12 protein-coding genes are annotated in these 13,325 nt (G+C 58.7%); 4 read left to right on the top strand and 8 right to left on the bottom strand.

Annotation, left to right across the window (positions count from 1 at the left end):
* Positions 1-74: 74 nt before the first annotated feature.
* The 3 genes from TG4357_RS17595 (at position 75) to TG4357_RS17605 (ending at position 4,409) form a co-directional block, all read left to right on the top strand.
* Positions 75-1,826, top strand: a complete 1,752-nt coding sequence (locus tag TG4357_RS17595; RefSeq protein WP_058264227.1) for a glycosyltransferase family 2 protein — start codon at positions 75-77, stop codon at positions 1,824-1,826.
* 4 nt (positions 1,827-1,830) lie between these two features.
* The gene (locus tag TG4357_RS17600) at positions 1,831-2,781 is read left to right on the top strand and encodes a glycosyltransferase family 2 protein (RefSeq protein ID WP_058264228.1); all 951 of its coding nucleotides are present in this window, start codon (positions 1,831-1,833) and stop codon (positions 2,779-2,781) included.
* Positions 2,782-2,966: 185 nt separating this feature from the next.
* Positions 2,967-4,409, top strand: coding sequence for a DEAD/DEAH box helicase (locus tag TG4357_RS17605; protein ID WP_058264229.1), 1,443 nt, complete (start codon positions 2,967-2,969; stop codon positions 4,407-4,409).
* Positions 4,410-4,493: 84 nt separating this feature from the next.
* On the opposite strand, the gene TG4357_RS17610 is transcribed toward TG4357_RS17605, so the two are convergent.
* The 7 genes from TG4357_RS17610 to purF all read right to left on the bottom strand — a co-directional run bounded on the left by TG4357_RS17610 (position 4,494) and on the right by purF (position 10,815).
* Positions 4,494-5,738, bottom strand: coding sequence for a peptidoglycan DD-metalloendopeptidase family protein (locus tag TG4357_RS17610; RefSeq protein WP_058264230.1), 1,245 nt, complete (start codon positions 5,736-5,738; stop codon positions 4,494-4,496).
* Positions 5,739-5,821: 83 nt separating this feature from the next.
* Positions 5,822-6,472, bottom strand: a complete 651-nt coding sequence (locus TG4357_RS17615; RefSeq protein WP_058264231.1) for a protein-L-isoaspartate(D-aspartate) O-methyltransferase — start codon at positions 6,470-6,472, stop codon at positions 5,822-5,824.
* Positions 6,469-7,251 carry a 5'/3'-nucleotidase SurE gene (gene surE / locus TG4357_RS17620; protein WP_058264232.1) on the bottom strand — a complete coding sequence of 261 codons (783 nt, stop codon included), beginning with the start codon at positions 7,249-7,251 and terminating at the stop codon, positions 6,469-6,471. The genes TG4357_RS17615 and surE overlap by 4 nt, the downstream gene beginning before the upstream one ends.
* A gap of 139 nt (positions 7,252-7,390) precedes the next feature.
* Positions 7,391-8,029 carry an SDR family NAD(P)-dependent oxidoreductase gene (locus TG4357_RS17625; protein ID WP_058264233.1) on the bottom strand — a complete coding sequence of 213 codons (639 nt, stop codon included), beginning with the start codon at positions 8,027-8,029 and terminating at the stop codon, positions 7,391-7,393.
* A gap of 104 nt (positions 8,030-8,133) precedes the next feature.
* Positions 8,134-8,706 (bottom strand): DUF2199 domain-containing protein, encoded by a 573-nt coding sequence (locus tag TG4357_RS17630; protein WP_058264234.1) that lies wholly within the window; start codon positions 8,704-8,706, stop codon positions 8,134-8,136.
* A gap of 72 nt (positions 8,707-8,778) precedes the next feature.
* The gene (locus TG4357_RS17635) at positions 8,779-9,072 is read right to left on the bottom strand and encodes a hypothetical protein (protein ID WP_139193621.1); all 294 of its coding nucleotides are present in this window, start codon (positions 9,070-9,072) and stop codon (positions 8,779-8,781) included.
* Positions 9,073-9,360: 288 nt separating this feature from the next.
* Positions 9,361-10,815, bottom strand: coding sequence for an amidophosphoribosyltransferase (gene purF, locus TG4357_RS17640; protein ID WP_074646923.1), 1,455 nt, complete (start codon positions 10,813-10,815; stop codon positions 9,361-9,363).
* Between the two features lie 287 nt (positions 10,816-11,102).
* Here purF and TG4357_RS17645 point away from each other — a divergent pair, with 287 nt between their 5' ends.
* Positions 11,103-12,719: a Na/Pi cotransporter family protein gene (locus tag TG4357_RS17645; protein WP_058264237.1), complete on the top strand. Its 1,617-nt coding sequence runs from the start codon at positions 11,103-11,105 to the stop codon at positions 12,717-12,719.
* 39 nt (positions 12,720-12,758) lie between these two features.
* Here TG4357_RS17645 and TG4357_RS17650 read toward each other — a convergent pair whose 3' ends face one another.
* A complete protein-coding gene (locus TG4357_RS17650; RefSeq protein WP_058264238.1) occupies positions 12,759-13,313 on the bottom strand; it encodes a CvpA family protein in 555 nt (184 codons plus the stop codon).
* Between the last annotated feature and the right edge of the window lie 12 nt (positions 13,314-13,325).

The following is a 13,325-nucleotide window of genomic DNA, read 5'->3' on the forward strand; positions in this document are numbered from 1 at the left end:
TGGGCCGATCATGCGCGGCGCAACACGCCGCCTATTGGCTTGCAGTATGCCTGCGCCCGGTCCATTCTTGCGCCATGGCCGAGCAGAAAAAAACTACTTATCCCGGCGGGTTCGATGCGATCGTTGCGCAGATGGAAACCCGGATGCACCCGTTCATTTATGGGCCCGGCGAAGCCTTGCCGTCGCTGGATGTAGATTTCCAGCCCCTGAAGCGGAAATTGATGGACCCGGCTGCGCCGGAAGTTGCGGGGTCGACATCAACTTACGCCCGTAAATATCGGGATTTGGCCCAAGAATTTGAAGGCGAACCCGCTCTTTTACATCTGCACGGATTGCTTGTTGCGAACCTGCGGCGGCACGATCAACCGGCCCATACAATCGCGCTTTTTGTCCGGCTGTGGCAGGAAGAAGCGGCGTTCTTGATAGATCATCTCGATGCGCGCTGGCTGGTGTCGGCTGCCACTACATTTGGCGATCACGGGGTCAGTGAGGCGCAGCGCAGCCTTGGGCAGTCGCTGACCGTTTTGTTCGGAATGATGAAGCTCTATGAAACCGAACGATTGTTTTCCGGCAGCCCCCCGGATCAGGCATTCGTCTGGCAACGCAAATCGGCCAAGAGACTGGCGATGCAGATGGACGCCTATGCCATCATGGGCGGCGGACTGGATGTGAATATGTTAGGCCGGTTGTGGCAGGACGCGGATCGCGATGCCGTCATCTGCCCGCTGGTGCGCCGGTTGCTGAGCCTGCTGATCGAGGATGACAAAACAGTTTTTCGCCGTCTGCGCACCATGCGTCGCCGCAAGGAAAAACAAAAAGCCGCCGAAGCCCCGCCGGAACGACCGAAGAAACAACGCAACCCGGTACCGGTGCCGGAACGAAGCCAGATCACCGATCCAACCCGGATCAAATGGGGCACAGTATCGTTGATCAAGGCCCCGCTGGACAAGATCCTGCGCTTTGCCGCGCATCATCTGGCACTGGGGGCGCATCGGGTTCACATCTATCTCGACGATCCCGATCCGATCACGGTCGAAGCGCTGTCGCTGCATCCACAGATTGATGTGACGGCTTGCGACGCAGATTACTGGGCGGCGCAGAAACGGGGTCGGATGGACACCCACCGGATGCGGCAAGTCTGGGTCGCGACTCAAGCCTATAATATGACCGATTGTCATTGGCTGGCCCATATCGATGTCGATGAATTCCTGCTGCCCAGCCTGACCATGGTGCAGCATCTGGCTCAAGTGAGCCCTGACAAGATCGCTTTGCATCTGCCACCTGCCGAACAATTGGCAACCGGGGCAGGGTCGGAGGCGTTCAAGCTGGCACCGCGTTCGGTCGGTGCGCCCGCGACGGTGCTGGAAACGATCTATCCGACCTTCGGAATGCACCTGCGCGGCGGGTTTATAAGCCATATCGAAGGCAAGCTTTTCGTCCGAACAGGCGTCGAAGGGCTGCGGTTCGGTATTCACGCCATCCATTGGCAGGGCGCACCGGCCACTAATATTCAGGCTCAACCGCGGCTGTATCTGGGCCATGCCCATGCGCCGACATGGGATGAGTTCATGGCCGATATGGAATTCCGCATGGCGCATGGATCCTATCGCAAAACCGATGAAGACGAAAAATTCCGTTTCAGCGATGTGGTCGATTTCCTGATTGAAGCCGAAGGAGAAGCCGGGTTGCAGGCGTTTTATAAGGAGGTTTGCACCCTGACCCCGCAATTGGCGAAAAAATTGACTGAAAACAATATGCTACTGGAATATCCGTTGCATCTGGATGACAAGCTGGCGCAGGTTTTCGGCCCGTATATGGAAGGATGACTCGATGAGCGCACCGAAGTGGGGAGTGGTTGCAACGATCAAGGCACCGGTGCACGACATTCTGAATTTCTGCGCCCATCACATCGATATCGGCGCGCATCGGTTGTTCATCTATCTTGATGACGACAATCAAGACGCTTACCGCATCCTGTCAGATCATCCAAAAGTCAGGCCGACGCTGACCGATGACACCTATTGGAAACGGTTGGGAATGAAGCGGCGGGTGAAACATCAATCGCGCCAGTTTGAAAATGCCCGCCACGCTTATGGTCGGGCGCTGGATGTGGATTGGCTGGCCCATATCGACGTGGATGAATTCCTTTGGCCGTTGGACCGGTCGCTGGCTGCGCAACTGGCCGATCTTCCCTCAGATTGCCAATGTGCCCGCATTCGCCCGGTCGAGGCGCTGGCAGGGGATGATCCCGAAGTGACCTATTTCAAGGGCTACAGCATCCGGCAACCGAAACGCCGCATTGAAACCGCCGGCATTTACCCGACTTATGGGCCGCATTTGAATGGCGGCTTTCTCAGCCATGTCGCGGGCAAGATGATTTATCGCACAGGTGTGGACGGGCTAAAGGTGCAAATCCACAATGTTTTTGTTGGCGATCAGATGAATCCCGGTCAGCAGGAACTCGACGGCACCCAACTTCTGCATATGCACGCCAAAAGTTGGGATGATTTCATCGCGGCTTTCCGGTTCCGGCTGAAGAAAGGGTCCTATCGCAGCGAGTTGAAGCCGAACATGCCGCGCGAAGATGGTGGTTTGACCCTGCACGAGCTGTTTACAATGATCCATGACGAGGAGGGCGAGGCCGGTTTACGCTCTTTCTATGATGAGGTTTGCACCGCCAGTCCGTTCTTGATGGACAGGTTGCGCAGCCATGGGCTTATGTACAGTTATGAGTTGCATCTTGAAGATAGGCGCAACCGACATTTTCCCGGCTTACTTTGAAGAATTGGGCGCTCAAAGGTAAGATAGGGTGCAAACCCCTGAAAATCTACGTTGCATTGACCCGAAGCGAGGTTTCGGGTAAACCCCGCGCTCATAGGGTTGCGCTGTTGAGCGCCCATTGGGCCAACCAGGCCGATCCGAACTAGATGCTACGGGCCAGACATGTCCGTAAAACACGGATACACATGACAAAATTTGCTGATCTGAAGCTCGATCCGAAGGTACTCAAAGCCATTGAAGAGGCTGGGTACGAAACTCCCACACCCATTCAGGCCGGTGCGATTCCACCTGCTTTGGAAGGCCGCGACGTTCTGGGTATCGCCCAGACCGGTACCGGCAAAACCGCCAGCTTCACGCTGCCGATGATCACCATGCTGTCGAAAGGCAGGGCACGGGCACGGATGCCGCGGTCCTTGGTCTTGTGCCCTACGCGGGAACTGGCTGCGCAGGTGGCGGAAAACTTCGATGTCTACGCCAAGCATGTGAAGCTGACCAAAGCGTTGCTGATCGGTGGCGTTTCGTTCAACGAGCAGGACAAACTGATCGACAAGGGCGTTGACGTTCTGATCGCCACGCCGGGCCGTTTGCTAGACCATTTCGAACGTGGCAAGCTGTTGCTGACCGGTGTACAGATCATGGTGGTCGACGAAGCCGACCGGATGCTCGACATGGGGTTCATTCCCGATATCGAACGTATTTTCAGCCTGACACCGTTCACCCGTCAGACGCTTTTTTTCTCTGCGACCATGGCCCCCGAGATCGAACGCATTACCAATACGTTCCTATCCGGCCCCGAGCGGATCGAAATCGCCCGTCAGGCGACGGCGTCGGAAACCATTACGCAAGCCGTGGTTAAATTCAAAGGATCGCGCAAGGATCGTGAAGCCAGCGAAAAGCGCAAGCTGCTGCGCGCGCTGATCGATGGCGAAGGCGACAAGCTGACAAACGCGATCATTTTCTGCAACCGCAAGACGGATGTGGATATTGTTGCGAAGTCATTGAAAAAATACGGTTATGACGCTTCCCCGATCCATGGCGATCTGGACCAATCGCAGCGTACCAAGACGTTGGATCAATTCCGCGACGGGTCGCTGCGGTTCCTGATTGCGTCGGATGTTGCTGCGCGCGGACTGGATGTTCCCAGCGTCAGCCATGTGATTAATTTCGATGTGCCGGGCCATGCCGAAGATTACGTGCACCGGATTGGCCGCACCGGCCGGGCCGGACGTGAAGGTAAAGCGATCACCATTTGCGCCCCGCGGGATGAAAAGGCCTTTGACGCTGTTGAAGCGCTGATTCAAAGAGAAGTCCCGCGTCTGGAAAACCCGCTGAAGGATCAGGCACCAACTGCCCCCCGCAGCAGGGCGAAGAAAGCTACTGAGGTCAAGCAAGACGCGGCTGCGCCTGTTCAGGAAAAAACCACTGCGCCCGTGCAGGAAAAAACCGAAGCTTCTGTCACCGAAAAGCCGCGTCAGGATGTCCGTAAAGACACGCGCAAGGGCAAAGATGACGACAATGGTCGTTCGCGCCGGTCTTCTTCGCGCCGCCGCGACGACAACGTCGTGGGCATGGGGGAACATATGCCGTCTTTCATCGCGTTGAGCTTCGACGAGCGCCGCGCGACCTGATCTTATCGAAAAACGATAGAAAAAGCCGCCCAATGGGCGGCTTTTTTGTGGTCAACTCGATTTAATACCAATCCCTTGGTCTGATCAGTTCAGATAAGGCATCGGGTCGACACTGTCGAACCCTTTGCGGACTTCGAAATGCACGTAATTCGATTTGCCACTGCGGATACTGGCGATGGTCTGACCGCGCTTCACGCTGTCGCCCTTTGCGACTTTGATCCCGTCGAGATTTGCGTAAACCGTCAGCAGTCCGCCGGTATGTTTGATCACCACGATCGGCACCTTATCGGCATCCGAAGTGATCGCGGCAACGGTGCCTTCTTTCGCGGCCTTGACTGGTGTGCCAGAGGCGGCGGAAACGTCGATACCGTCGGTTTTGCCCTTCTTGTATTCGCGGATGATGCTGCCATTGACCGGCATGTCCATTTTTGCGGATGTGCTGGCCTTTGTCTGGGAACTCCCCAGATCGGGGGTTTTCGGTTTGGCCATGGGTTGCGCTGCGGGAATGGTTTTTTCCTGTGGCAGCGGTTTCTTAGCGCTTGGCGGGGTGGGCGTCGGGCTACCTTGCCCCGGGACAGTGGTCTTTTGGGCCGCCGCCGCTGCCGCCGCCGCTTTCTGCGCGGTTTCGGCATCAGGCACCGGGATCAGCAGGAACTGACCTTCGCGGATGGTGAAATCCGGGCCTAACCCGTTCCATTCCGCCAAGGCGCGCACACTGACGTTGTAAAGCCGCGAAATCGTATATGCGGTTTCACCGCGCACCACCTTGTGACGGATCGGTTCGATGCCGACCTGCGGTTTGTCGGTGGCTTTGGCTGTGGGGGCGGGCGCTGCGGCAGGTTGGGAAACCGGTTTCAACGCCACTGTTTCCACCGGGGCCGGTTGCGCGCGGTCGATGGCTCCGCCCGCCAGAGAGGCAATATCGACATTGCTGGGCGGCTGGATTGGTCCGGTGCTGTGCGCGCCTGTGGCGGGCGACGGTTCTTCCACCCGAGCGGGAAGAGCCAAAACTTCGTTCTGGCGCAGCGGATCGTCTGGTGACAATCCGTTGTAGCGGGCCAATTCCGCCGGGTTGATGCCGACGCGGTCGGCCACTTCTTTGACGCTATCGCCGCGCTTGGCTACGGCCACCTGATAAGAAGGATAGGAAATAACGCCGCGGTTGTCGGGGTCGGGGCGGTGTCCACTGGCCATTCTGGCGGCGTCGGTGGTGTTAAAAGCGTTGCCGAAATTTCCGCGTAGGTCAAAATCCAACGGCTGGTCGCAGCCAGCCAGAAGCGCCAGAGCCGGAACGGCCCAAATCAGGCGTGATTTGTGGGAATAATGCATCTCGATTTCCTCAGTTTCTGCCTGCCCCTTGTTGGCCGGGGCTTGGTCAGCTGTAAGTCTTCGTTTTCGAACATGTGCCGGGTTTAACTTTCACGGCCCACCCCTTCTAGCAAGGGGACAAAACGTACTGGGCGCAATTCTTCATATTCAAATCCACCGTCGTTCCGGGTGACGCGGATCAGGCTTTGCACATGGTCCGACTGCCCCACCGGCAACACCATGATACCCCCGATTTTCAATTGCGCCAAGAGCGGCGGCGGCGGGTCTTCGGCCGCGGCGGTGACAATGATGCGGTCAAACGGCGCCTGATCAAGCAATCCGAAGCTGCCATCGGCGGTAAAGGCGGTTATATTGCTAAGGTCCAGCGCCTCGAAAATCTCGCGTGCCTCGCGCACCAGTCGCGAATGCCGGTCCACGGTATAGACCCGGCGGGCCAATTGGCTGAGGATCGCGGCCTGATAACCGGACCCGGTCCCGACCTCCAGCACCTTGTCGCGAGGTTGCACATCCAGAGCCTGTGTCATCAACGCGACCACGGACGGTTGGCTAATGGTCTGACCGCAAGCGATCGGCAGTGGCATGTCTTCATAGGCGCGCTCTGCGAAAAGGCCCTTGATAAAGCCGCCACGGTCGATTTTTTCCATCGCTTCCAACACGCGCGGTTCAGTCACGCCCTTGGACCGGAGCGCGAACAGAAATTGCATCTTGCGGGTGGCGATTTCGTCGTCGTTCATTCGAGGGCCTTCAACTGATCCAGCACGTCATGGGCGGTCAGATCGGCGCGCATCGGGGTGACCGAGATGTAGCCTTCGAGATTAACTGCCGCGTCGCTGCCTTCTGCTGTTGGAATGTGTTGATCGCCACCCTTTATCCACAGAAATTGCCGACCCGAAGGTGACCGGTGCGGTTCGATCCCGAAATGGGTGTGACGGCGAAAACCTTGCGGTGCGATCCGCATACCTTTCACGTCCTCGGCCGGAACCGGCGGGAAGTTGACGTTGAAAAACAGTTGATAATCGTCTTCATCCTCGGGCAGGGCCCCGAGCAATTTGCGGACCAATGCCGCGCCGTGCTGTTCGGCTGCTTCGAACGGATTGTCAGCCTGAAAATTATAAGGGCCCAGATATTGCGACATCGCAATCGACAGGATGCCCTGAAGCGCACCTTCCATCGCACCGCCCAAAGTGCCGGAATAAAGCGCGTTTTCAGCGGAATTATTGCCGCGATTGACGCCGGACAGGATCAGATCGGGGCGTTCGTCACCCATGACATGATGGAGGCCGGCCAGAACGCAATCGGCGGGGCTGCCTTCGGCGGCATAGCGGCGCGGCCCCATCTTGGCGACCATCATCGGATGGGTATAGCTGATGCAATGACCGACGCCGGATTGTTCAAAGGCGGGCGCAACGATCCAGACTTCCCCATCAGGGCCTGCCAGATCTTCGGCGATGGTTTCCAGAACCTTCAGTCCCGGTGCGTTGATGCCGTCGTCATTGGTGATGAGAATACGCAAATGCCTGCCCCCGATATGCTTGGGAACTTAGTAGAGAATGGGCGCGGGCGGGGCAAGCGCTGTGCGGCTTTGGCGGGCCGCGTCAGGGGCTTTGACCAGAACAAAACCGCCAACGCCTCAGCGCGGGCGATTTTTGCGTTCAAAACGTTTTCAGCAGACGTTTTGCCTCTTCGCGCGGATCAATCAGGTCGTTGCGGTCTTCGCCGGGGAAAAAACGGGCGCGATTGGCCGTGGCCAGCGGCCGGGGGGCCAGAATGCGGACGCGGGGACCGGTGTTTTCGGTTTCCGTCGCCCAGCTTTGCGCCAGCGCGATCTGTGCCGCTTTGGTGGCGCCATAGGCCCCGAAAAATTTCTGCCCGGCGCGGGGATCGTCAAAGAACAACGCCGTGCCGGTTTCGCCCAACAGCGGTGCAACATAGGTTATCAGCCGCCCGGTCGCGGTCACGTTGCAATTCACCGATTTATCCCAATCTTTGGCGTCGATGAACTGGGCCGGGGATAAAGGGGCGGCGTGAACTGCGCTATGGGCCCAGATATCGAGTGCGCCCCAGCGGTCGTAGATACTGCGGCAAAGCTGCGCCATCGCATCGGCATTGGTGACATCCATCGGGGCCAAGGTCGCCTGCCCGCCAAGCGCCTGAATGCGGTCGTCCAGGTCTTCCAAAGCGCCGGTGGTGCGGGCTACGGCCACGATGTGATGGGTGTGGCAAAGCGCTTCGGCCAGACCGGCACCAAGGCCGCGCGACGCGCCGGTGATGAGTGCGATTTTCTGTGTCATACTGGGGATGTGCGATCTAAGGCGGGCCACGTCAAGAGCAAAGCAGAGCTTGGTCCGATTGCAAACTGCCGCATGCATCTCCGATGCTGCGTCTCAGGCTTGCTTTAATCTTGCAACAGGTGCGGCCGGATGTCCTGACCGAAGGCGGCGTAGATGTCGAGTAGTTGATCGAAGCTGATGCCGTCGCTTTGCGCCTGCGCCAACGGGCCGGATTGCGCTGTTGCCACCGGTCGGACGTCGGCGTCAGGGAAATGCAGCATGACGGGCAGCGGTGCTGAGGTGGCATCTTCGAAGCCGGGCAGGGTATTGGCCAGATCGGCTGGGCATTCGTCAATCGAAGGCGCATCCTTCCCGTCAAACGTATCGAGATAGGCATAGAAAGCATCAGGGTCCAAACGCACCCAAGGGGTCATGTGAAAGACGTCGTCGCTGCCCTGAATTGGCACGGACAGCACGACGCGTATGAAACGGTCTTCGCCATGGCGGCACAGGTCCGGGGCCAATTGATCTTCGCCCACCTTGACGAAGGGTCGATCGTCGCGCGCCTCGTGCAGCCAACTGGAAGGGTGGTCGAACCCCAGATCAAACACGCCCGAGAAACTTTGACCGCAACAGGGGCATTGCCGGTCGGGATCGTTGAAACGCCGCCACCGCGCGTCGAGATCAAGCAGAGACATCCGCAGGGCCTTTCCTTGCCGCATTTGACCGGCACACTAGGCCGGGCGGGGCAGCGCGACAAGGGGCGCGGATCAATGGCCAGGAATGCGCATCGCCCGGGTATCACTGCCCCGCGTCAGGGTCAGTTCGCCGTCTTCTATCGCTACGATCCGGGCTCCGTCGATTATGTCGCCGGTCTGAACGCGCCGCACCCGCCCTTGCGACAGTTTCAGATAGGCAGCGGGACCTTTCGGCGTCAACAAGGTGCCGATCAGGCTGGTAAAGCCCATCGGCATCGCGTCGGGCTGGGTGGCTTCGATCCGGGTCCGGGCATTGGGTTTGGTGGTGATTTCGTCGTTCGGATTGACAATTCTGGTGACAGGCATGCGGATCATTCCTCCGGGAACGGGTCCTGTCTTGATCGCAATAATCGTGCCGGGTTTGGCGCGCAGACGACAATGTCGCGGTGGCTTGAAACCGATTTGGATGGGATCTTGTGCGCTGACAGAAGGGGCGCGGTACCGTTGGCACCGGGTTCGGCACCACAAGCGTCCTGATCTGTTCGCTTTTCGGCTTTCAACAGGACGTTGGATTTCGCCCGGGCACGCGCGCGCCGACGCGAAGAAACTTTCCCACGCCGGCATCAATTCTCGGGCCGTCCTGAAGAAAGGGCGTTATTCCGCCGCCTTCAATTGGAAGCCTTTTTCTATCATGTCGCTGGGTGCGACCGGATATTCACCGCTGAAACAGGCATCGCAATATTGCGGACAGGATTTATTCCGGCCCGAGGCTTCTCCGGCGGCGCGGTAAAGACCATCGAGCGAAATGAACTTCAGGCTGTCGACCGCCAGATGTTCGCGCATTTCTTCTTCGCTCATCGTCGCGGCCAGCAGCTTTTCACGCTGCGGCGTGTCGACGCCATAGAAACACGGCCAGGCGGTCGGTGGCGACGCGATACGGAAATGGACTTCAGCCGCGCCAGCATCGATGATCATCTGTTTGATCTTGCGGCTGGTGGTGCCGCGCACCACCGAATCGTCGACCAGAACCACGCGTTTGCCGCGGATCAGCGCGCGGTTCACGTTTAGTTTCAGCCGAACGCCCATATTGCGGATCTGTTCGGTCGGTTCGATGAAGGTCCGGCCCATATATTGGTTGCGGATGATCCCCATTCCGTAGGGAATGCCGCTTTCGTGGGCGAACCCGATCGCTGCGGGGGTCCCGCTGTCGGGCACCGGACAGACAAGATCTGCTTCCACTGGGGTTTCACGGGCCAGTTCCACACCGATCTGGCGGCGGGTTTCATAGACCGATCGGCCGCCGATGATTGAATCAGGACGCGAAAAATAGACATGTTCAAAGATGCAGAATTTCGGTGACTGTCTGCGGAAGGGGAAAACGCTGTCCACCCCGCCATCGGCGGTGATCACCACCATTTCACCGGGTTCAATTTCACGCACCAGTTCCGCGCCAATGATATCGAGCGCGCAGGTTTCCGAACTCAGCGCCCAACCATCGCCAATTTTTCCGAGTACCAGCGGCCGCACACCGAGCGGATCGCGCACACCGATCAGCTTGGTCCGGGTCATCGCGACGATGGAAAACGCACCTTCGACTCGGCGCAACGCGTCTTCCATCCGTTCGGGGATGTTGCGTTGCAGGGACCGGGCCATCAGGTGGATGATGCATTCGCTGTCCGAGGAACTTTGGAAGATCGAACCGCGTTCGATCAATTCACGTCGTAGGGCAATAGCGTTGGTGATATTGCCATTGTGGGCAATCGCAGCGCCCCCCATGGCAAATTCCCCGAAAAACGGCTGTACGTCGCGGATGGCGGCGCCTTTCGATCCGGCGGTGGAATAGCGCACATGGCCGATGGCCAGCGGGCCGGGCAAGGTTTCCATCAGCGATTGGCTGGTGAAATTGTCGCGCACATACCCGAACCGGCGGGCACTGTTGAAACCTTCGAGCGGGTGGTGGCTGACGATGCCGCCAGCTTCCTGGCCGCGATGCTGCAGGGCGTGCAGACCAAGGGCGACGAAATTGGCGGCGTCGGCTACGCCGACAACACCGAAAACTCCGCATTCCTCCTTCAGCTTGTCATCGTCGAAGGGGTGGGCGGGGGGCATATGTTTGGACAAGGGGGGCTCCGAATCCTCGTGGCAGCTTGTGGCCCCTCTTAAGGGGTTGCGCCTAGTATGTCACGAAAGGATCACAAATCGAAGTGTCGCACCCGAAGGAATGTCGGTTGGCTGGCAGGACCGTCTTGTCCGTGGGGGTGCACAGCAGAGGTTTTTCTGTCCGTTTTGGGACGAATTTGCGCTGCAGGGCTTGACGATGGCACATTTGCAACTGTTGTGTGACACACTTCCGTCGCATCAGAACGTCGAGAAGAATGTAAAGAAGCGGAAGTCAGATGACGATTCAAATCCTGCAGGCGCTTGGTGGACTTGGACTGTTCCTGGTCGGCATGAACATGCTGACTGAAGGCCTGCGCGGGCTGGCAGGTGACCAATTGCGCACGATCCTGCGCCGGTCCACCGATACCCCGCTGAAAGGCGCAACGGCTGGCGCGCTGACCACCGCGATGGTGCAATCGTCCAGCGCCACGACGGTGGCGACTGTGGGGTTCGTTGCGGCTGGCTTGATGACGTTCCAACAGGCGCTCGGGGTCATTTTCGGGGCCAATATTGGCACCACCGTCACCGGTTGGCTGGTCGCCATTGTCGGGTTCAAGCTGGATCTGGGATTGGTGCTGATGCCGGTCGTGCTGGGCGGCGCGCTGATGCAAATGTTCGCACCCAATCCGTGGAAACAGGCCGGATGGGCGTTGGCCGGTTTCGGCGTTCTGTTTATCGGCATTGATGCGCTGAAAGATGGCATGGTCGCCTTTCGTGGTATCGTCACCCCTGACAGTTTCCCGGCCGATACGCTGATCGGTCGTCTGAAACTGGTGGTGCTGGGTATCGTGCTGACCGTCATTACCCAATCGTCAAGCGCCGGGGTTGCCAGCGCACTGGCGGCGCTGGCGGTGGGCGCCATCACCTTCCCGCAGGCCGCTGCGTTGGTGATCGGGATGAATGTCGGAACCACCTTCACCGCCATGATTGCCACGCTGGGCGGCGGGACGGCCACACGCCGCACCGGGGTAAGCCACGTGATCTTCAATCTGCTGACCGGTTGCATGGCCTTTGCCTTACTCTATCCGATCGGTTGGGCATTGCAGCGCTCTTGGGGGGCCGCGATGGTTGCTGATCCGCAGATCGCGCTGGTGGCATTCCATACTTTCTTCAATTTTCTTGGCGTGGCGGCGGTGCTGGGCATCACGTCACAATTTGCCCGGCTGATCATCTGGATCGTGCCGGATCGCGGAACGCCGTTGACGCGCAATCTGGGGCAGCAATTGCTGACCGACAAAGCGGCGGCTTTGGACGCGGCCAACGCCGCGACGCACAGGATCACTGCCGAATTTCTGACCCATCTGGGGCGCAACCTGAATCACCCGGCTGAAGCGATCAGTTCGGAATTTCTGGACCAAATCAGCGTTGCAACCCGCGAAACGCAAGGGTTCGTCGAAGCGATTTCGACCGACAACGAAACGGCGGAGCAAGTCAATCAGCAAGCACTGCTTCATATTTTCGACCATCTCGACCGGTTACGCCACCGGGCGATGCAGCGCGAAAGGATAGCAACTTCGATTGAGGACTCATCGCTTCGCGAACGCGGTCTGAAACTAGGGGTGCTGATGCGCGGCTATGCGGACAGTCGGGAAATCGCCCGTTACGCCGCACAGGCTGACATGCTGCGCCGCGATTTCCGTGACTTCCGCGAGCGGCACCGGGCGGAACAGATCAGGCTGGTTGCGAGCCATGCAAGAAACCCCGAAAACCTGTCGTTGATACTGGATTCGTCTCGTTGGTTGCAGCGGTCGGCCTACCACCTGTGGCGGATTGCCGACCTGCTGCGCCAGATCGAGGGAAAAGAACCACACCCGGAGACACATGAGCAAATTCTGAGCGAGGAAACCGACTAGTCGCTAGCCTCCCAGTTTGCGGATAAAAGGCGGCTAGTCTTATTTTTCGCAGATACCGACCAGATCTTCGTATTGCTGGGTGATCCAGCCAAGCGCCTGTTCGGGGTCGCGGTCTTCGATCTTGCCGGTCATCCGTCCGAACACTTTGGCCGAACGGCTGTCATCGACCATTGCGATGTCCTGACCCGTGATCACCGTCTGATAGACGAAGAAAGCGATGGCGACCAACAAGATGCCGCGCAGCACCCCGAAGAGAAACCCCAGCCCCTGATCCAGCCCCCCCAGAATGGACCGTTTGACCAGCGAGGAAAACAGTGGTGTGAACAGCGATGCGATCACCAACGCCAGTGCGAAAACGGCGGCAAAAGCGGCGACGATACTAAGTTCACAGCTGTCGGCGATGAAATCGCCCAGTACCGGGATTTCCTTAACCAGAGGCTGCACCTGCGGCGCAAAGACAAAAGCCAGTACGGCCGCGATCACCCAGCCCGCGATTGCGAGCGCTTCGCGGACCAACCCGCGCGAGTAAGCCAGCAGTGCTGACAGGATGATAACCAGCGCCACGACGCCGTCGATGAGGGTAAAGCCGTCCATTACGCGTATCGT

The organism is Thalassovita gelatinovora (genome assembly GCF_001458355.1).
GTDB classification, from domain to species: Bacteria; Pseudomonadota; Alphaproteobacteria; order Rhodobacterales; family Rhodobacteraceae; genus Thalassobius; species Thalassobius gelatinovorus.